This window comes from Acinetobacter nectaris CIP 110549, assembly GCF_000488215.1.
In the GTDB taxonomy this organism is placed as follows: domain Bacteria; phylum Pseudomonadota; class Gammaproteobacteria; order Pseudomonadales; family Moraxellaceae; genus Acinetobacter; species Acinetobacter nectaris.
Genome location: NZ_KI530723.1, coordinates 284,558 through 305,602 on the forward strand (window position 1 = coordinate 284,558; position 21,045 = coordinate 305,602).

The following is a 21,045-nucleotide window of genomic DNA, read 5'->3' on the forward strand; positions in this document are numbered from 1 at the left end:
TCATTCATTTTTTGAATTCATAGTATGATAATAATTAACAATTCATCACGTAGTGATAAGCCCAAATTTCAGGCATATTGATATACACTACTTAAAGCTATTATTTATCAAAATTTAGGATTCTCCTGTTTATGAGCCAAAGTCATATCCGTATCCGAGGTGCACGCACACATAACTTAAAAAATGTGTCACTCGATATTCCACGCGATAAATTTGTGGTCATTACGGGGTTATCAGGCTCAGGAAAATCTTCCTTAGCATTTGATACTCTGTATGCCGAAGGGCAACGTCGCTATGTAGAATCCCTTTCTGCCTATGCTCGCCAGTTCCTATCACAAATGGAAAAACCTGAAGTCGATTCGATTGAAGGACTGAGCCCTGCAATTGCGATTGAACAAAAATCGACAAGCCACAATCCACGCTCTACAGTCGGTACAATTACTGAAATCTACGACTATTTGCGACTCCTTTATGCACGTGTCGGTACGCCATATTGCCCAGAGCATGACCTTCCTATGGTGGCACAGACCATCTCTGAAATGGTAGATGCTGTCAAAGTGCTTGAAGAAGGTACGGCGCTCATGTTACTTGCGCCTGTTGTTCGTGAACGCAAAGGTGAATACACCCAACTTTTTGAACAGCTACAAGGTCAAGGGTTTGTCCGTGCCCGTGTAGATGGTGAAATTATTGATATTGATACACCTCCTACACTCGATAAAAAGAAAAAACATACCATTGAGGTCGTGGTCGATCGCTTTAAAGTCCGAGATGATTTAGGTAATCGTATTGCGGAGTCTTTTGAAACTGCACTACGTTTGGGAGGTGACATTGCCATACTTTCTTGGATGAAAGGCGAACAGCCCGATCGTGTATTTTCTGCAAAACACTCATGTCCTGAATGTGACCGTGCTGTTGGAGAGTTAGAGCCTCGCCTATTCTCATTTAACAATCCATTTGGTGCTTGTCCTGTATGTGATGGTTTAGGAACACGCAGTCACTTTAGCCAAGAAAAACTTATTCCAAACCCTGAGCTTTCGATTAGCCAAGGAGCAATTCGTGGTTGGGATCGTCAAAAACCTTACTACTATGCCATGCTACAAAAAGTGGCTGCTCATTTTGAGTTTGATCTTGAACAGCCATGGCAGTTTCTAAGTAAAGAGGTACAGAAAAAGTTTCTTCAGGGCACAGGTCGTGAAAAAATTGACATGAGCTATACCGATGAACGTGGTCGTCACCACAACCGTGTTCAGGTCTTTGAAGGAATTCTGCCACATCTTGAACGCCGTTACCGTGAAACAGAAAGCAACTACGTACGCGATGACTTAGCTCAATACCTTTCAAATGCGGCCTGTGATGTATGTGATGGCTCTCGTCTAAATGAAATTGCACGTCATGTTCGTGTCAAAGATAAAACCATTGCCAACATTACACAAATGTCGATTGGCGATGCCGAAAACTACTATCAAGACTTGAACCTGATAGGTGCCAAAGGCGAAATTGCAGATAAGATTTTTAAAGAGATTCGTGAGCGCTTACACTTTCTTGTTAGTGTCGGACTCAACTATTTAAGCCTTTCACGCTCTGCAGAAACACTCTCTGGTGGCGAAGCACAACGTATTCGTCTTGCATCACAGATTGGCGCAGGCCTTATGGGTGTGATGTATGTACTTGACGAACCTTCCATCGGTTTACACCAACGCGATAACGACCGCCTATTACAAACACTTATTCGCCTAAGAGATTTAGGAAATACTGTTTTAGTGGTCGAACATGATGAAGATGCTATTCGTGAAGCTGACCATATTATTGATATTGGCCCAGGTGCAGGCGTACATGGTGGACATGTCATTGCAGAGGGTACAGCTAAGCAGCTCGCGAAAAATAAAAACTCTTTAACAGGGCAATACTTGGCAGGTAAGCTAAAAATTGAAGTGCCTAAAGAGCGCCTTAAACCGAGTGACCCTGAAAAAATGATTCAACTTATGGGTGCACGTGGTCACAATTTAAAAAATGTGGACCTCAAAATTCCACTTGGTATTATGACCTGTGTTACAGGCGTTTCAGGCTCAGGTAAGTCAACGCTGATTAACCGTACATTACTGCCATTAGCTGCAACACAACTCAATGGTGCAACAACACTTACACCTGAAAAGTTTGATTCAATTAATGGCTTACAATATCTAGATAAAGTGGTTGATATTGATCAGAGCCCTATTGGACGTACACCTCGCTCTAACCCTGCAACGTATACAGGTTTATTTACGCCAATTCGTGAGCTCTTTGCACAAACTCCTGAGGCAAAAGCACGTGGTTATGCTGCGGGTCGCTTTTCTTTTAACGTCAAAGGTGGACGCTGTGAAGCATGCGAAGGTGATGGCATGATCAAAGTCGCAATGCACTTTCTTCCCGATATGTACGTTCCGTGCGATGCGTGTCATGGGAAACGTTACAACAGAGAAACGTTAGAAGTAGGTTATAAAGGTAAAAATATTTCTGATGTCTTAGAAATGACCGTTGAAGATGCGGCCGAGTTTTTTAGTGCAATTCCTGTTATTCACCGCCGTTTAGAAACACTAACACAAGTTGGTCTTGGTTATATCCGTCTTGGTCAAGCTGCAACGACACTTTCGGGTGGTGAGGCACAACGTGTCAAACTAGCAAGAGAACTTGCAAAACGAGATACAGGACAAACCCTATATGTGCTTGACGAGCCAACAACGGGTCTACACTTCCATGATATTGCAAAACTGCTCGATATTTTGTATGAGCTACGCAGTAAAGGTAATACCATTGTAGTGATTGAGCATAACCTAGATGTTATTAAAACTGCTGACTGGGTTGTCGACCTTGGTCCTGAAGGTGGTTCAGGTGGTGGTCAAATTATTGCAGAAGGTACACCTGAAGAAGTTGCTCAGGTTACAGCATCTCATACAGGTAAATTCTTAAAATCAATGCTTCAATAAAACGAAAATCTACTTTATTGCGTTAGCCATTATAGCTAACGCAATAGCCTCCCTAAGCTAAACCTCATATTCATTTTATATAGTTTTAAGTGCATCAATCCTCAGAAAAACTCCATTAAAAAATGTTTTATAATTATTTTATTTGTCATAAAACTAGGTAATAATGTAACGCTTGAACTCGAAAAAAGTATATAATTTAATCAAAATTTCAAAAAATTAACAATCGATTACATAAAAATAAAAATGTAAAATTAGCTCAACTATTGATCAAATTACTTTCACCAAAACTTACAGTATAATTTTTATCATATTGTTAAATAATTATTTTTTTCTACCAATTAGAAATATTATTATTCTAAAATATAAAGATTATATTTTTTTTCTATCAACATAATCTAAAATCACGTCAATAAGATCATTGACTAAATATTTTGTAACAATAGAATAAATACCATTATCTACATAGATAACTTTGGACATTTATTATGAAAAAAATCGGTTTAGCAACAGCGGTTCTCTTAGCCATGACCGGCGCTCATGCCTACCAAGTAGAGCTACAAGGTCAATCTGAATTCCTTAAACAACATGGGGCTGAAGATACTTATACTGGCGATGCTCAAGGTACATTCTACTTCAAAGATGTAGACGCTTCTAAAGGCCCTCTAGCTGAAGCTGCGTTTTTAAACAAAGCATCTAATGTAAAATTAGGCTATCATTTCGATCGTCAAAAAGAGTTTAATAACTTTTCTACAAGCGATAAGACTCAGTCTTATGGCGCAAAAGCTGAAGGATATTATGAAACTTCATACATTCCTGTACCTGTGTACGGAAGTGTTTCATACAACCATACAGATGTAACATCGAAATACCAAGGCGATAAAGATAAAGACCACGGTGATCGTTACGCATTAGAAGTTGGTGCTCTACCAACAAACAACTTCTTAGTTGCTGTAGGTTATACAAACGTAACAAATGCTTATTCTTTAGATAACTTCAAAGCATTTAACAACGGTGTATTAACTGCACGTAATGAAGCTGCAACTGCAAATGCTCGCTATAAAACTGATGCTGTTACCGCACGTGCAAAATACGTAGGTAACATCGACAACACAAATATGGCTGTTGGTTTTGAAGTAGACAGTATTTTTGTACATGGTAGCGCAGCTTATGGTTTAGCAACTGATCTATACCTAACGCCACAACTTAGCGTTGGTGCAAACTATGCAGATACATCTGCGTTCAAATCAGGTACTGACCATATTTGGGGTGGTAACGTAAACTACTTCATTACACCAGCTATTTCTGTAGGTGCTACTTACACTAAAGCAAATGCTAAAGATAATGAAACTGATGATGCTCAAACAATTGGTTTAAACACACGTATCCGTTTCTAATCTAGCATTAGATTGATACACCAAAAAGGACTCAAATTGAGTCCTTTTTTTATTATTCTTCACTTTCAGGTACTGATGCCTTATGAATGTACTGTAGCGCGATTAAACGTGAAACAATCGTCGCCAAGTACATCACACCAACAAACATCTGTAAAATGGACAATACCTTTACAGCAGGTGCAAGAGGCAATAAATTAGAGAGTCCCGTTGCAGACTGCAAACTAAAACTAAAAAATAAAATGTCTAACCAAGATTGGATACTTGTTGGATGTATAGAATTACTAAAACTGTTCGGCACTAAAAGCTGACAAATATTATAAGCGTATGCAAAAGCCCAAGCGAGTAATGTAAATACAGCACCAGCGGCAAAAAGCTCATCCTTTGTTAAATAGCGATCTGCAAACATATATCTTAGTAAGCTGTATGCCGCAGAAATATATGCCCCTATTTCAAATATATGTGCCCCAACCTGTAAATATATGTTGTACCCTCCAACCATCATTAAAATAAGGCATAGAACAGCACCACCAATAAATAGCTTACCTAATGTATGAAAAGAAGCTGTCTGCTTAATTACTCTTGCTATAAGCAGCAATGCAAGTACACCACTCCCCCACATCACCAATTGATAATATAAATGGTCTACTGGTAGAAAAGTCATCATTAAAATAATAAGTTGAAATACCAACAACCATGCAGATGGCAATTGTTTCCAATGCTTTATAAATCGTTTTAAAGGAGAAAATGCCATAATGGGAAATAGCCTTATTATTTAACAAATATATTAAAATAAATACGTAAAGCGAATAGAGGTTTACGCTTTTAATATCATCCTCTTTTTTAAATATGCTAAATATAATATATCTATGAATCACTATTTTTTTCGTTTCAAAAGGTATTCTTATGAAATTATATCGCACGATTATTTTATTGAGCTGTAGTATTCCACTTATCGCCTGTGCCCAGACCAATAGTATTTTAAAAGGACAAGAAAACTTCATTGGACACTGGAAAGCGCCACATAGTGAAATTGTTGTTGACCGTAACGGTACATTTAAATATAGCAGTGCATATCAAACTGAAAATAAGACAGCAAACACTTTTGAACAGAGCAGCTCACAATCTAATATAAGCGCACCAATTAGCCAAATTAATAATCAAAAAATTCAAGTTGGTACTGGAGACTTCTCTACTACATTTAATGTAAACAAACCACCATACCAACAAAATGGGGCATGGCATATGACAATTAATAGTGAAAATTACTCCAAATAAACTTTAATCGTTAGAAGATTATTTCTATATTTTAGAGAATGCTAAAACAGCCTATAAAAATATAGACTTTTGTTACTGACTTTAGCGACATAGACTGTTAGCATTTTAGCGATATTATAACTTCTTACGACATATGGACATTATTAACTTCATCCTCCACATAGACCAACATTTACTCGATTTCATTCATCAATATGGTCGTTGGATTTATGCTATTTTATTTATGATCATCTTTGTAGAAACAGGGCTTGTTGTCATGCCATTTCTACCTGGTGATAGTTTATTACTTGCGGCTGGTGCATTAGCAGCATCTACAGGTGTGATGGAGCCCATTACGTTAATTGCTGTTTTATCTGTAGCTGCGATTTTGGGGGATACGGTGAATTACCATATTGGAAAATATATTGGTCCTCGTGTTTTTGAAATGGATTCAAAATTTGTAAAAAAAGAACACCTCCTAAAAACACATGATTTCTTCCAAAGACATGGTGGTAAAACCATAATTTTTGCTCGATTCCTTCCATTTATTCGTACATTTGCGCCATTCATTGCAGGTGCAGGTGATATGAACTATCGTCACTTCTTATTTTTTAATATTGTTGGTGCGCTTTTATGGATTAGCTCTTTGGTCACATTGGGCTACTTATTCGGCAATATACCCATTATCAAAGATAATTTTTCTCATGTAATTATTGGTATTATTATACTAAGTATTTTACCTGCTATTTTTGAATTTATCCATAATAAAATTAAATCAAAACAATAAACTACTCATTCCCCTCCATTTCATAGATATTCGATTTGGAGGGGAAAACCATACTACCTTTTTACAATTTGCATTGGACAATTTTTAAATTTAGCAGCTTGCGCCATTGCATCTTGTTGCCCTAATAGCTGTGATATCTCTGTGCGTTTTGTATTGGAAAATTGTCCCAAGTTAAATGAGATAGAAGGACCAAAACCCCATCCTCCTCTTCCCCAGCCCCCCCCCCAGTCCTAACCCAACCCCCATACCTGTTCTTTTAGGTGTTTCTACACCCTGTACCAAGTACTGTTGAATCCTATTATATTCAGCTTGTAACTGCATACAGTTAAAGCTCTGATACTGTGTTGGAGAGACATAAGCAGGTTTAACAGGCAAACTACTACACGCTGTTAAGCTTAAAATAGCAAAACATGGAAAGAAAACTTTCAATAAGTGCATATCAATTATCCTTTTGTTGTTTTTATCAGCCAAAAATAACTTACTTGTATTTTTGGCTTTTTTTATAGGGATAACAATTTTAATTTGTAATAGCTTACTAAAATAAATTTGGCTTAATTGTAACTAAAGTAAGTATCGCAACGAATGCAATCCAAGCAATAATGATTCCTCCTCGACGTTGCACCAGTAATATATTTTCAGCTTTTTTGAAAGCTTTAATGACAGAAGACAAGAGCACAATAAATAAAATTACTTTTGCATAAAACCAACTTTGTACATTAAATGATTTTAAATAAAGCAACCAACCACCTGTGATTAAAAAAATGCTAAATGTACTATGCTGTGCAATTAAAAGCATTTTTCTACTTTTCAAATGCGCAACATCTACGTCTTTATTCTTAAAAAGAATAATTGTCTGAATTACCAAAGTAATTAAAAGAATACAAATCGCAACGCCATGTAGTATTTTCAGTAATGTGAATAAAGTCATTTGCCTACAACCTACTTTTATTTAATTTTTTGGAGCATGTGCACATTCGGGACTATTAGGAAAATGCCCATCCCAATCACCTTCACTATATGTATGAAGTGCTAAAGCATGAATACCACCACCACCGGCAGCGAGTAGGCTTTGCACAGCTCCATAGACTTTTTGATGTCTTTGGACTGCACGCATACCTTGAAAAATTTGACTAACAATAATTACTTTAAAGTGAGACTCTTTCCCTGGATAGTAGCCACCATGATTGGCAGATTCATTAATAATTTCTAAATGACTTGGATTTAAAGTATCTAGACGTTCCATTAACTGTTGCTGTAAATTCATGCGATTCTATACACTATCTAAAATATACTTTTATTATAACCATAATATAATCTTGTAGATGTGAGTAATTTATTTATCCAAACTGTATATTTTTACAGCTAAATATTTCATTTTGATTTTATTTTACTCAATCAAAACGATTTTCTTCTTTTTTTTATTGATTCAAATAACATTTCAGGTATTATACATCTCACGCGGAAATAGCTCAGTTGGTAGAGCATAACCTTGCCAAGGTTGGGGTCGGGAGTTCGAGTCTCCTTTTCCGCTCCAGTTTATTTTTTAGTGAAAGTTTTAGTAAAAACTACTCAATATGCGGAAATAGCTCAGTTGGTAGAGCATAACCTTGCCAAGGTTGGGGTCGGGAGTTCGAGTCTCCTTTTCCGCTCCAAATTCTAAAAGCCCTCATCGAAAGATAGGGGCTTTTTTCTTGTTGATTTATATCAACTTTTAAGGCGGTTCGCCTATTTTTATTTTCAGCCACACCCTATATCATTTAAAGTATAACACTGAGGTTGTGACCAAGATGTGACCATTTAGTGCCCACACCTTGGAAATAACCTTAAACGACTTTAAAATAGCTTAATTTATATACAAAAATAATCAGCAAATAATATTAACGTAAATACAATAAAGTCTGCTACAAATAGATTGTGACCAAATACATTTTCTATGTGACCATTTGTGACCAAATAAATTTTTAAGTTGTTGTTTAATATATATTTAAATGAAAAATCAATGGTGACCACATAATTATTAACAAAACCTAAATAGCCAGTATTTTTGATTTTTTCACGCTCTAAATTACTAACAGCATACCTATTAAGTGTTCACAGACATGTTTAAAATCAAACTTCTACAATAGCTCTAGATCCGATCACTCTTTAGTCTCTTTATATTTATTAGTATTGTTGAATATCAATAAGTCACCAATTTCAACATCTAGTGCAATACATATTTTATCAATTGTATCAAAATCAATGCGTACAGACTCATCATTATAAAGCTTATGCAATGTGGATTTATTGATACCTGTACTACGTACCAGATCAGCAACTTTTAATTTACGTTCTGCTAGCAAAACTGCCAAGTTTGAATTAATCATATTTTTTCCTATTTAAATAATAAAAAATACTTGAAAGATCGTAAAAATATGATAAATTACGTTTATGGAATAAATATTCCTACTTTCCTAGTAAATATTATAAGGCTTTATTATGTCATACACTTACCTTACAACCCAGCAGTTGTCTGAAAAAATTCAATATGATGCTAGAACTATTCGTAACCAACTAAAAGACAGCGTATTCATCGAAGGTGTTCACTACATCCGCCCTTTTGGTGGTCGTAAAATTCTTTTTGTATGGGAGCGTATCGAGACAGAAATGTTAAAGCTTACAGGCTTAAGTATGGGTGCATTGCAATAATACTTTTATGAGGATTTTAATATGGCAACAATACGTGAACGCAGTGGAAAGCTCATTGCCGACTTTCGTTACATGGGTATTCGCTGTAGAGAAACGACCAACCTAGAAGATAGTACATATAACCGTAGAATTCTAAAGAAACGTCTTGAACAGCTCGAGGCAGAGATTACTTTGGGAACTTTTGATTATGAAAAATATTTCCCTAAAAGTAAGCGTATAGAAGAATTCAAGAAAAAAAAGCATCAACAAATATCGGTACAAACAAATGTGCCATTATTTAAAGATTTCTGTGAACTATGGTTTAAACAAAAACAAATTGAATGGAGAACATCTTATCAACAGAAGGTTTTAATCGTAATGAGGAACTACTTAATTCCAGCTTTTGGCAATCAAGTAACCTCTAAGATTAAGAAATCAGACCTGTTGAACTTCCGTGCCTCTCTCGGCAAAGTGACTCACGGAAAAGCTCAAACAAGTCTGAAAGCATCACGGATCAATCAAATCATGACACCTTTACGTATGATACTAAATGATGCGGCTGAGCGATATAGTTTTGACTCACCGTACAAGAATATTAACAATCTTAAAGAAAATAGGATTGAAGTCACTCCTTTCTCATTAGAAGAAGTATTTTCAATACTTAAGGTTGTTCGTGAAGATTTTAAACCGTACTACACAATTCGATTTTTTACGGGTATGCGCACAAGCGAAATAGATGGCCTACAGTGGAAAAATGTAGATTTACAACGACGTGAAATTCATATACGTGAAGCGCTTGTAAATGGGGTTTTAGGAGAAACAAAAACTTATGGCTCTAATCGAACAATAAACATGAGCGATCGCGTATATGATGCTTTCTTAAAGCAAAAAGACTTAAGCAAATCTAGATCTGCATTTGTATTTTGTAATCGAAAAGGTGATCCCTTAGATTACCGCTTGGTTAATAAGCGTGTTTGGCATCCTTTGTTACGTCACTTAGGCTTAAAACCTCGTAGAGCCTATCAAACTAGACATACTGCAGCAACGCTATGGCTTTCTGCAGGTGAAAACCCTGAATGGATCGCACAACAACTTGGCCACTCAACGACTGAAATGTTATTTCGAGTTTATAGCAGATATATCCCGAATGTAACACGAAGAGATGGCAGTGCTTTTGAAGACATGCTCAACAACCTAAATCAAGAAGGGGTTGAATTATGAATAAATCTTTCTTTGGTGGTGTCGTTGTCAGTGCAGAAGCCGATGCTGTTGCACGTGAATTGATTCAGGAATGGCATATCCCTAAGCTCTATAATTTAGCTTTTTTACTCAATATTAATCGTTGTTTTGATGATCACCAAGTCTTACGTCTTTGGGTTCAAAGCCTGATTGATAATGAACAAGTTGACTTAACTGATCTCTCTCAATATGCACGACTAAGACTCTCTAGCCTCGTTGCTTAATTTTCAAAAATACATAAGGTCATCGACTCTAAGGTGATCTTCCCCCCTTATACCTTCTGAAAGGTGAAAATAATGAATCATAAAATTTCAATTTGGATGCCAATTTACATTGGTGATTTACAGGCTAAATTCGCACGCATGACGTCAGAGCAAGTTGGTGCAACATTATTATTAATGATGGATTTTTGGAAAAATGGTGCAATTCCTCATGATTTAGCAACTGTCTGTAGTATTACAAAATTATCACAACGTACTCGAGCAAAAGCTCTACTGCAAATGCTTGTCACACTCAAATTATTTGAAGTTAGTAATGATCAAATTAATTCAGTATTTTTAACAGATTTAAAAAATCAGGCTTTACAGAATCAACAAATGAAATCAGATAAAGCTAAAAATGCAGCTCAAGCAAGATGGGGGAAATCCACAAGCAATGCTCAAGTATTAAATAAGCAAATCTCTAGCAATACTCAAGTATCGAACGAGCAGAGCTTAAGTATTACTCAAACTAAGCCCAAGCAATACCCTTCATCTTCATCTTCATCTTCATCTTCATCTTCATCTTCATCTTCATCTTCATCTTCAAAGTTTGAAGAAAATCAGAACACTTTGTTAGAAAACTCAAAATGGATTTAGGAGCATCACCATGAATACAATGTTTGAAATACTCCAAACTAAATCAGTAGAAACAGAGGCTTTTTGCCCAATCCATGATAAACCTATAGTCGAAATTGCAGGAATACGGATCTGTAAAGAATGTGCGAAAGAAACACTTGAAGAAGCACATTTGATTTATGAACAGGAGTTGAAACAACGTCTATCAAAACAGAAAATTAAAAACTCTGGGCTAACACAACGTTATCAAAATTGTGGATTTAAGAGTTTTGATATCACTTCTCCATCACAAGAAAATGCCATAAAATTATGCCAAGCATTTGCCCAACAAATTATTTCTGGTCTATCTCCAAATCTATTACTTGTTGGTACACCTGGTACAGGTAAAACACATTTAAGTGCATCTATCATTCGTAATATTTTACATAACAGCATGAAGTCTGCACGTTATTACACAAGTGCTGAAATTTCTCAAAAACTGATGGACACGTGGTCTGATCCATCACGTTCTGAAAGTGAACTCATCCATCACTTTACTAGCTTTGATTTACTGGTAATTGACGAGTATGGCTTGCATGATAGACATGAAAAGAGACTAGAGATGGTCCATAAAGTTTTATATAGTCGTTATGACAATATGAAACCTACAATGCTTATTTCCAATTTCACATTACAAAAAATGCAACAAAATTTAGGGATTAGACTTTGGTCACGCCTTCATGAGAACAACTTGATTGTTATTCCTTGTTATTGGGATGATCAAAGATTAATAGACTAGTACTAGCTCAGATTTGAGCTGACAGTTACCCATTTTTTAATGGTGACTGTCAGTTTAAATTTAAACTAAATTCTTCTAGACGCAAATTTATTTTCCATCAAGTAAATCATAATTTATAATTTCTCTTCACACTAGGTTAAACGATACCGATCACATTCGGCTGCTTGATTAGAGCCACAGGCTTTTCGATAGGTTTTGCAAAATACAGGTAAACCATCGCTATAATTGTAATTATCACCACTATACTTACACAAAAAACAACTCTTGACTGGAACCCTTTTCTCAACCGCCAGTTGTAGTTGAGTCATAAACATATCTCCATGTGCATACCCCATTAACACATTTGAATTTTCAAATTTTAGATCTGTTTCAATAATATTGCTATATTCAATTTTATCTTTATATTTTGATAGCTTAGCTTTAATATCAGACAAATATTCTAAGCCTAACCACGCCTTTCCTGAATCCCAAACGATAAACAAAAAATACCTTTTGTTCATACACTTGCAGTCAGCATCTACAATGGGTGCACTTTCTTGATTAAACCCAATAAAAAGAGCATCATTTTGTTTTAAGTCTGCCTTATAGATTTTTTCAACGTCTTCCTCACAATCCAATGGTATTTCAATAATTCGCTGACCTGAGCTTTCCTTTTTTTCACTTAAAAAATGAGTGACTGCTATTTCAATATAGATACTATCTTCAATGTTCATTTGGCGAGTCAGTAATATGTCTGGAATAAAAGAGTCATGCCTTTTTTCAACTTGTATTTTAGAAAAGTAGCTTGTTAAATCAAAGCATTTCTCTGTATATCCTAACTCACAATGCTTACGAATGATTCTTTTAAATTTGTGGCACTTTTTAGGCACATTAAAAGTAATATAAAATGGCGTATTATCAGCTAAACATTTTTGATAGGTCTCAAAAAAAGCGCTTTTACCCAACCGATGTAAATACGTTTCACCATTACACTCTAATAGAGTTTTATGGGCAAAATGTGGTTTTTTAATTTTTCCATTTACCTTAGCAATTAATGGATTATCACAACCCAAGCAAAGGTAGTCTATTCTTTCTTCTCGGCCAACTAAATCAACTGCTTTGACAATTTCACCATGTTCATTTTTTGCGTATTGATAACGTGCCATTTTTCTCACCTATAAACTTAACCCTTCCACATCAAATAATTATTTTCCTTCCCTTGGCTATACGCCCACTCAGCAACCTTATGTGACCGCTCTTTGTCAGTGAGAAAGCCAAGTATAGCTATACGGTCTATAATCATTAAATCGTGTTCGTGATTCCGCTCTTTCCACTTATGCAAAAACTCATTCGATGCAAGTAAATTACTTTTTTTAGAATTACAACGTATATCTGCAAGTACAAAATTATGCCCTGTATCCGAAGGATACATTGACCATGGAATAAAATGATCTACAGCATAACTCCCTTTCTTTATTGGCTTATTACAGTAAAAACATCTGCACTCTTGTAACTCAGCCAATACATTTGAAACGGCATTTAATTGATTTCTACTCGGCTCAAACATAAATTTCTCAAGGTTTGGTAGTTGATTCAGAATAGGTGCATTTATACTATTTTTACGAATATAGTCGATCCAACGTTTCTGACATAACTCTTCGATCACTTCATTAAACTGTCTTAAGCAATACATAACATTTGGTAAAAGATTTAGTTGTTTTCCACATCGATCAAGCTGATATAAAAACTCAAAATTTTTACCATTAAGGTTTTGTAAATATCGAACTGGCATATCTTTTACAGTTTTTGCAACATCTTTCAGTAATCTTAACCATACTATTGAGTCTCGTCTCAATAACCCAAGAGATGAATAATTTTGTCTAAACTGAAGGATTCGATTGACAATAGCAGCTTGCTTACCATTGTTCTGATTCAAAATGAGTTGATCTTCATGATTAAAGGCATATGGTACTGCTTGCTTCCAATACAACTCAATAAACTTCTCTGCAATATCTGTATATTCTAATGATAAACACTCACTAGAATCTTCTCCTCTTTCGATGGCCAATCGACTAAGACTCATCAAAAGTGCAAACTTATACGTGCTACTAAAGCTACCCGATTGTAAAATAAGTTGAATATTTTTCAGAAATTTTAATTGCTCTTGAGGGGTAGGAATACGATTATCCATGTTTTTTCCAAAGTAGATTAAGCCATTTTTCTTGATGATCTGACCTTTGATCTAACGTCACCCACTGCCTTAAAAGCTCTACATTGGTAAATTGACCTAACAACTCCTGTGCATAATCTTCATCTAAGTCTGTAAACGTTCGACCATTTTTTTCACGATCTGTATTGCCATACTTAAATGACATATACAACACACCCAAAGGTTTAAGTGCCTGAATCAACTTTCCAATAACTTCTCTAAGACGATAACGTTCGCAATGTAGTAATGATGCACATGCCCAAACCCCATCATACTTAGCATTTTCATCCAACTCATAAAAACTTTCATGGCGAACATAAATACCAGTCAGCTCCCTTGCTTTTTTCACAAGCTCAATAGAATAATCGATGGCTGCAACTTGGTAGCCTAGACTCTTAAATGCTAAAATATCTCGACCAGAACCACATCCTAAATCTAAAATTACAGCACCATCTGTTAGATGAAGAAGAAATGGAATATAAAGATTCTTCATTTCAATATCATAGGTATTGTCAAAAAAAGCCTGTGCATGTTCATTATAATAATTTGATTCTGTACTCATGATTGATTTAACTCCTTTTAGCTCTACTAAAAACCAAGGGTTTACACAGCAGTCTACTAAAAATCAGTTTATGCAGATTTGTGTATCACACTGTATATTAATTGTAAATCATTGATTATCTATGATAATTTTATATTGTTTCTTCTTTCTAAAAGCGCTAAAAACAACATGTAGCGTTATTTCTTCTTTGCTGTAATTTTTTATTTGCGGGGTGCTCATGATGAGCAACGTTATCAATTTTAGTACTGAATTCGGTATGTATAAAGAATCCGATTGCAAAAATTTTGATAAAATTAACTTGAGTATTCATCCAACATTTAATGGCATTTTTTACTGCTTTCTTGAGCTCTATAAAGGATTACAAGCAAATATTTCGCAAGTAATACAAAACCAAAAACTAATAGTATGGAAAGACAAAGATACCACCGGCTATCTCATTGCAAATTCAATGCATTGGTATTTATGTTTTAGCAAAAACCCTCCAGCTGATGTCACTTTACTTGTGTACCCATACCCCAAATCCCACAACAAAATTGAGCAATTAAAGCAAATTTCAAGTGATGAGTTTATTCATTTTATCTCAAGCTTTAGGTTTGATATCAACCAGATCAATCCAATAAAGTTACAAAGACTAATAAATGCACACATTTCATTTCAGACTATTCTTAAACTAAATAAAGAAAAATCGCAAAAACCACACAGCCAAATGAGTTTAGAATTGCTTGCTCAACTACTTCAATGTTCTCGCAATCAACTCAATCAACGAATTAAAAAAATTAATCAACAGCGCACACATGTTTTAAATGAATTATCACTCAATAGCAGCTGTGTAAAAGAGCTTATTGATCACCCTAATACAAGTCTAAATACTGAAAAAATTTGGAGATCATAATGACCCATAATTTAAATAATTATGTTGATCCATCTGCCATTTCACTCAAAAAAACGATTGAAAAATTATTCGGTGATGAGCAAGTTCAACGAGCAGAACATATCAACTATGTAATTCAACTATTGTTATCAGAGCCTGATCATAATTTTTTAATAGATTTAAATCTCGATTATTTTGACGTTGATGTAGAGTTTCTCCCAAATCTCAAAAAACCATCCATCATCTCTTTTTCTAAGAAAATTACAATTAGTGACCTTCCGGTCACGTCATACGTCAACTCAATTGTGCAATTGCAGGACTTCCAAGCTCGTGCATACAATTGGAATATTATAATTGTAAAAGCAGCAATTTATTTAATTGCGCTTCCTGAACTGAAACCTGATCTTTTTAAACAAGCGCACACAGAACACGTGAATACAATAAAACGTTTGTTTCAGCGTTTTAGAAGTGCAAATAGGATATTAGATACTGAAAAAATATATAATAATGCCAAAGCATATCAACGTTTTTGGAATATGTACCTAGGAGACCAAAGGCTAAGCTTAGAAGAATTTGTTAAAAAACTAATAGATCTAGGTTCAAATGAACTACCTGATTTTGATAAAAATCTGATTAACGATATTCGTATTACATTCAACTATGTTTTAAAAAATAAAGCCAAAATTGCACGTACAAGTATCGATACTAAACTCCAACATCAATTTTTAGATGAAGATCAACTCATCGAAGAAAGTATAGAAATAAAAAAAGGGACAAAATCTAAGGCACTCAATATAGAAAACTTAATTGATGAGCCTAGTCATCGACAAATAGTTGTTGATCCAATCAGCGTTACGCCACTCGCCACATACTCCGAAACAAGCCAAAGCTATGTTTTACCACTTGTAGCAAAACACATTCAACGTAAAGAACATCTATTCACATCGAGTAGTCTTTTTCCGAATCCATCTAGCATAAGCCATCTATTAAAAAAACTTCATGCAGACTATTTTGCCAAAAAAAATAAAAGTGCCCTAATTTTAATGCTCGCATTCTTAACAGGAAATAGCGTGAATGAATGGCTATATATGCAAAGCAAACGAGCTAAAAACTTAAATTCTCGACAAAAGTTAGTCTATAAAACTAATCAATTTTTCTTGAGCAGTAAATTTAATATATTTGAGAACCGAGATTTTGAGTATTCTAAGAGTCTTCTTAACCACACCATCTATTTAGATATTCCTATACCTAATATCTTTATTTCAGATCTACGTGAGATAAACTCAGTTAATTTTGATGATATACAGAAATACTTAGGTAAAATAAGACAAGAGCTACTGATTCCAAAACTATCGGTCATAAAGGTAAGTTCACTACTACACCATACAGTTCTTTCACAAACGGGGAACAAGCAATTCGCAGATCTAATCACAGGGATTGATGCAAATCAGTCGTCATCTCTCTCTTATTGTCATCAAAATATCCCAACGTTACATACACAATATCTCGATACTTTAAAATCAATCTGTGCAGATGTAACGAATAAATATGAAAGTGCTGTAAATATTTCACCACCTGATCCAACATTCAATTTTGGCAGCCGCAAGGCTCCGAAACCACAGATCATTACAGAGGTTTTTTCTGTATTAAAATTTAATATTTTTTCACCAGCAGAAGATGAGTTTATTTCAATTTTCAACAATTACAACATTTGGATGTGGCATACACTACTTCTTTTTACAGCAGCACGTCCTGTTTCTGAATTTCCAGGTTTTCTTAAAAACTTTAATCTAAACCGTCAAATTTTAATGGTTTCAGACAAAGAAGTTGGTGGAAGAAATGGATTCGGACGCCTCGTTCCACTTTGCCCATTTTTAGTTGAAGAGCTTAAAAAATTATTGAAATTTTTAGAATATTTTTCGATTCACATGATGATGGATCATTCGTACTTAGTTGATGTCATAGAGCAAATCAAAACAAGTAAATTACCTTTACTTGGTATCATCCAAAATGATGAATGGGTGCCATTGAGTCCTTCAGTAGTTAAAACATTTAACCCTGAATTCGGTTTTGAACATGCAAACTGGCATCGCCACACAGCACGGGCTTTTTTAACCAATAAAGTTGATGAGCCTGAAATTTTAGCGCTATTTGGACATGAAGCAATGCAACAAGAGGCTGCACATCCTTTTTCAAGTTTACCACTCTCTCAATTTTCTAGAATTTCCAATGTTTTAGAACAAATGAAAGATCACTTTAAAATTAGTGGGGTTGAACTACATGTTATCACTCAATAGAAAAAACTCAAAAAAATACTATGCTGAAGAGCGACGTCTATTAAAAAGAAATGAGTTAGAGAAAAATATACGAGCTGATGTTGAAAATGAACTTCAAAAATATTTTGAGCAACAAAATTTCTTAAGTAAAAATAACTTAATACAATTTTACCCTGCAATTTATGATTTCATTAAGCGTAAAGCACCAAGTTTGGTTTGGAAAAAATATGCACATGAATTTTTTAGAACATATATCAAAAACCTAAATAAAAGTCACCATCAGGACTTGCCACTGCCTCATCTAACTTTTGATATGAAGCGTGAAGAGCCAATTTTTACATTAGATTGGATGCAAGCTGGTCATGAAATTGATGTCATCATTGAAAAATTATGGGACTATTGGATTCTAGCTCAAGATAGTTTTGCCTTTTCTAATGATGAAATTATTGGCAATATTCTTTTTTGTTCAATGTTATATGGTGGACTCACTCAAACAGCAGCATTAAATTCCCTATTAGTCCATTTAAAAAATCCAGAAAAAATTCAAACAATTTGTGACTTAAATATCATTTTTTTAGAACCACTTTCACAAAGTTATGGCGATCTATTTATAGATGAAAAAACAATTCGAAAATCACGTAATTTTATCCCAGACCAGCTCACAAGACTTTGGCTCATTCATTTTAATACCAGACAAATTCGTAAAGTTACTCTAGATGTAGATGATTATCTAGAGCTCATTTTCCAAAAAATTAAACACCCATACACAAATAAGACATTTAAATTTCTACGTGATTACTCTAACTTTAACTGGCTACAACTTAAAAATGCGGACATTGACCCTGCCTTATCACAATGTTTATTAGAAAAGACTCTCAGCTGTGGTTTATCCGAACATGAGTTTGAAAAATTTGCTTTTCCAAAGTTTCAAACCAAGTTAGTGGATGAGCCCGAACAAAATCTATCATCCACACCTACTACTAGGCTACCTGACTCTAATCCATCAGAGGCTATTTCGAATGTACTCTTTATCCATAAAAACTTACTCAACCTGATTCGAACTTCAACGACAGAACAACCGATTTTCGAGCTCATTATTGATTTTTCTCTGATACACCAAACTCAGTTTAATGAATATTCAAAACGTATTATTTTATGGTTGATCAGTCTCTATCGACCAAAACCAGAGCATATAGCAGAACTTGCAATTGCATTTAACTTTGAGACGGTAAATTATCTTAAGTCATTTAAAGATAATCAAAAACTAGCAGATAGTTCAATTTATACATATTACACACGTATCGCAGAGCCTTTTTTAACCCATGCTTTACAGTACAGTGAGACTGACAATAACATTAATGATCTTTTAACTAATATCTATCAGCAAATGATTAGCAACACACGACTCGCTGATGAAGCAAATCAACCCGAATTTAAAAAGTCTAAAGACCAAACCATTCGTATGTTGAAACGTTTTCATACATTCCAACAAATTGTTTTTCAAGCAGAGGATTTTGAGCTTGAATTTATTGCTTCACAAAGCAGGCCACGTGCACGGATTGTTAGCCACGCGACATTCCAAGTAATATTAAAGAAATTAGATCACCTTTTACATGATAAATTTATTTCAGAGCATTATTATAAATTATTGAAAATAATTTATATTTTGGCATATCGTACAGGGATGCGTATTAATGAAATTCTAGGACTACGTGTTAAAGATATCGAAGGCTTAGAGCAACTTTCCATATGGATTCAACCGTACGGCTCAAAAAAACAAGGGAATCAGCATCTACTTAAGACAGACAGTGCGGAAAGAATTGTGCCAACGTATGTTTTACTCAAATCAGATGAATACACGTTTTTTCATAATTATGTTGTTGAGAAGCGCTTAGAAAATAAGAAAAATTCATACTTATTCAGTAATTTTAATGAAAATAAAAAGTTGAATAAACATACAGTCACTGCTCCGTTGAAACAGTTTTTTAATCAAATTTTTAAAGAACATCATTACTCATTTCACTCTTTTCGCCACACCGCAGCAAATCACTTATCACTTTTACTCAATTGCGAATATGCACCGCTTGTAAAGGAGCTGACAGACTATAGCGTAGATGAGTATCAAAAAATTCGACATGAGCTACTTCAAAATCAATATGGTCAAAATCATTGGTTCATCATCGCGCATCTGCTAGGTCATATAGAACCTATCGAAACTTTCAAAAGTTACATTCATTTAGGTTATCTGATTGGGGGGCAAAAACTTCTTAAATACTATCCAGATATGAGTAATGAGCTGGCGAAAAAAATTATGGGCTACAATGCAACATTTAAAAATTTAAAAATAACAAAAGATAATCAATTCTTTAATTTTGAAAAAAACCAAACCTTCTTAGCAACGAAATTATTGAATGATCAAACAGCCTGGCTAGAAAGTAATGGGGTTGATATTCTTAACGAACTAGCAGCACAAACACAAAAGCCTCATAACTTTTTTGATTTTTTTGCAGGAACAGAAGATTCTAAAATTTCACTTCAACGCTTTTATAAGACCCTTAATTCACTGGAGATTACGAACGACCCCAAAAGTACTTCTCAGCTTATGTGTTTACCAAAAGAACTAGTAAATTATTGGTATACAAATGCACAAAACTTAGCAAAACTTAAGTCAAGAAAAGGGAATCTTCGTTTATTTAGTCTGAATAGTTCAGCCCATTTAAAACCGGCAATGGTCGATACTAAAGAAGAACTAGAAGCTGTAAATTATTTTTTTGAAAGCTTACAGAAAGTCGCTCGAAACAATCCAGCACAAATAGAGTTTATTCTGAACATATTTTTAAATCGAGTAACTGCTTCCCATACTGGTATTTATTACCGTTGGAAGGATATAAACGAACTCGAATCTTTTTACTCCCAAATTAAAGATTTATTCCCTGCCAAATATTGGCACTTACTTGGGCAAGATTTACAGAAAAATTTAGATGCAAAAAAACAGCCTGAGCTTTTTAAATTAGCAAAAGCAGCAACAAGCAAACACTCATCGACTAAAGAGGATTTTCTTCGTCTACAACTATATTCAATAAAAGATGGGCATGCTCTTGCTGCGTTTAAATTTTGTTTGCATTTAACATGTATTGGTTACCCACGATCTATTTAACCTGAGTTTGATGTAAGAAATAGCTATAAAAAATCCTTAGACTTTGTAATTTATGTACGCAATGACTCACAAA

Annotated in this window: 19 protein-coding genes, 2 tRNA genes and 1 pseudogene; 14 read left to right on the forward strand and 8 right to left on the reverse strand. The window is 34.7% G+C overall.

The genetic code is table 11. The features are described from left to right. Positions 1-131: 131 nt before the first annotated feature. Together uvrA and omp33-36 are read left to right on the forward strand one after the other, a co-directional pair. Positions 132-2,963: an excinuclease ABC subunit UvrA gene (uvrA, locus tag P256_RS07780; RefSeq protein ID WP_023273137.1), complete on the forward strand. Its 2,832-nt coding sequence runs from the start codon at positions 132-134 to the stop codon at positions 2,961-2,963. A gap of 485 nt (positions 2,964-3,448) precedes the next feature. Further along, the gene (gene omp33-36, locus P256_RS07785) at positions 3,449-4,357 is read left to right on the forward strand and encodes a porin Omp33-36 (RefSeq protein ID WP_023273138.1); all 909 of its coding nucleotides are present in this window, start codon (positions 3,449-3,451) and stop codon (positions 4,355-4,357) included. Between the two features lie 52 nt (positions 4,358-4,409). On the opposite strand, the gene P256_RS07790 is transcribed toward omp33-36, so the two are convergent. Beyond that, entirely contained in the window at positions 4,410-5,108 is a 699-nt protein-coding gene (locus P256_RS07790) for an ion channel (protein ID WP_023273139.1), read from the reverse strand. A gap of 152 nt (positions 5,109-5,260) precedes the next feature. Between P256_RS07790 and P256_RS07795 the strand changes: the two genes are divergently transcribed. Together P256_RS07795 and P256_RS07800 are read left to right on the forward strand one after the other, a co-directional pair. After that, on the forward strand, positions 5,261-5,632 hold the full coding sequence (locus P256_RS07795) for a hypothetical protein (protein ID WP_023273140.1): 372 nt from the start codon (positions 5,261-5,263) through the stop codon (positions 5,630-5,632). A 133-nt stretch (positions 5,633-5,765) separates the two neighbouring features. Next, complete coding sequence (locus P256_RS07800) at positions 5,766-6,398, forward strand: DedA family protein (protein WP_023273141.1); 633 nt, start codon at positions 5,766-5,768, stop codon at positions 6,396-6,398. A gap of 53 nt (positions 6,399-6,451) precedes the next feature. Here P256_RS07800 and P256_RS07805 read toward each other — a convergent pair. The 3 genes and pseudogenes from P256_RS07805 to P256_RS07815 all read right to left on the reverse strand — a co-directional run bounded on the left by P256_RS07805 (position 6,452) and on the right by P256_RS07815 (position 7,662). After that, positions 6,452-6,836, reverse strand: a pseudogene (locus P256_RS07805) (hypothetical protein). A 97-nt stretch (positions 6,837-6,933) separates the two neighbouring features. Continuing rightward, positions 6,934-7,326: a SirB2 family protein gene (locus P256_RS07810; protein WP_023273143.1), complete on the reverse strand. Its 393-nt coding sequence runs from the start codon at positions 7,324-7,326 to the stop codon at positions 6,934-6,936. A gap of 21 nt (positions 7,327-7,347) precedes the next feature. Next, positions 7,348-7,662 (reverse strand): BolA family protein, encoded by a 315-nt coding sequence (locus tag P256_RS07815; protein ID WP_023273144.1) that lies wholly within the window; start codon positions 7,660-7,662, stop codon positions 7,348-7,350. 194 nt (positions 7,663-7,856) lie between these two features. On the opposite strand from P256_RS07815, the gene P256_RS07820 reads away from it, so the two are divergent. Together P256_RS07820 and P256_RS07825 are read left to right on the forward strand one after the other, a co-directional pair. Continuing rightward, positions 7,857-7,932: transfer RNA gene (locus P256_RS07820), tRNA-Gly, on the forward strand. 42 nt (positions 7,933-7,974) lie between these two features. Beyond that, positions 7,975-8,050 (forward strand) — tRNA-Gly (locus P256_RS07825). Positions 8,051-8,536: 486 nt separating this feature from the next. Here P256_RS07825 and P256_RS07830 read toward each other — a convergent pair. Then, positions 8,537-8,764 carry a helix-turn-helix domain-containing protein gene (locus P256_RS07830; protein ID WP_023273145.1) on the reverse strand — a complete coding sequence of 76 codons (228 nt, stop codon included), beginning with the start codon at positions 8,762-8,764 and terminating at the stop codon, positions 8,537-8,539. A 112-nt stretch (positions 8,765-8,876) separates the two neighbouring features. Here P256_RS07830 and P256_RS07835 point away from each other — a divergent pair, with 112 nt between their 5' ends. The 5 genes from P256_RS07835 to P256_RS07855 all read left to right on the forward strand — a co-directional run bounded on the left by P256_RS07835 (position 8,877) and on the right by P256_RS07855 (position 11,918). Further along, on the forward strand, positions 8,877-9,086 hold the full coding sequence (locus P256_RS07835; protein WP_023273146.1) for a hypothetical protein: 210 nt from the start codon (positions 8,877-8,879) through the stop codon (positions 9,084-9,086). 21 nt (positions 9,087-9,107) lie between these two features. Next, entirely contained in the window at positions 9,108-10,286 is a 1,179-nt protein-coding gene (locus P256_RS07840; RefSeq protein ID WP_023273147.1) for a tyrosine-type recombinase/integrase, read from the forward strand. Next, positions 10,280-10,528, forward strand: coding sequence for a hypothetical protein (locus tag P256_RS07845; protein WP_040331959.1), 249 nt, complete (start codon positions 10,280-10,282; stop codon positions 10,526-10,528). Before P256_RS07840 ends, P256_RS07845 begins: the two co-directional genes overlap by 7 nt. Before the next feature lie 72 nt (positions 10,529-10,600). Beyond that, positions 10,601-11,161: a DUF1376 domain-containing protein gene (locus P256_RS07850; protein ID WP_023273149.1), complete on the forward strand. Its 561-nt coding sequence runs from the start codon at positions 10,601-10,603 to the stop codon at positions 11,159-11,161. 10 nt (positions 11,162-11,171) lie between these two features. Next, positions 11,172-11,918, forward strand: coding sequence for an ATP-binding protein (locus P256_RS07855; RefSeq protein WP_023273150.1), 747 nt, complete (start codon positions 11,172-11,174; stop codon positions 11,916-11,918). Between the two features lie 131 nt (positions 11,919-12,049). On the opposite strand, the gene P256_RS07860 is transcribed toward P256_RS07855, so the two are convergent. Genes P256_RS07860 through P256_RS07870 form a run of 3 tightly spaced genes read right to left on the reverse strand, consistent with a single transcriptional unit; the run spans position 12,050 to position 14,668 of the window. Further along, positions 12,050-13,063: a competence protein CoiA family protein gene (locus P256_RS07860; protein WP_023273151.1), complete on the reverse strand. Its 1,014-nt coding sequence runs from the start codon at positions 13,061-13,063 to the stop codon at positions 12,050-12,052. 17 nt (positions 13,064-13,080) lie between these two features. Beyond that, complete coding sequence (locus P256_RS07865; protein WP_023273152.1) at positions 13,081-14,088, reverse strand: HNH endonuclease domain-containing protein; 1,008 nt, start codon at positions 14,086-14,088, stop codon at positions 13,081-13,083. Beyond that, positions 14,081-14,668 (reverse strand): class I SAM-dependent methyltransferase, encoded by a 588-nt coding sequence (locus P256_RS07870; RefSeq protein WP_023273153.1) that lies wholly within the window; start codon positions 14,666-14,668, stop codon positions 14,081-14,083. The genes P256_RS07865 and P256_RS07870 overlap by 8 nt, the downstream gene beginning before the upstream one ends. Positions 14,669-14,888: 220 nt before the next feature. On the opposite strand from P256_RS07870, the gene P256_RS07875 reads away from it, so the two are divergent. From P256_RS07875 to P256_RS07885, 3 genes are read left to right on the forward strand one after another with little or no spacing between them, the layout of a single operon-like run. Continuing rightward, positions 14,889-15,560, forward strand: coding sequence for a hypothetical protein (locus P256_RS07875; RefSeq protein ID WP_023273154.1), 672 nt, complete (start codon positions 14,889-14,891; stop codon positions 15,558-15,560). Continuing rightward, positions 15,560-17,836 carry a hypothetical protein gene (locus P256_RS07880; protein ID WP_023273155.1) on the forward strand — a complete coding sequence of 759 codons (2,277 nt, stop codon included), beginning with the start codon at positions 15,560-15,562 and terminating at the stop codon, positions 17,834-17,836. The genes P256_RS07875 and P256_RS07880 overlap by 1 nt, the downstream gene beginning before the upstream one ends. Further along, a complete protein-coding gene (locus P256_RS07885) occupies positions 17,820-20,972 on the forward strand; it encodes a site-specific integrase (RefSeq protein ID WP_023273156.1) in 3,153 nt (1,050 codons plus the stop codon). Before P256_RS07880 ends, P256_RS07885 begins: the two co-directional genes overlap by 17 nt. The last annotated feature ends 73 nt before the right edge of the window (positions 20,973-21,045 follow it).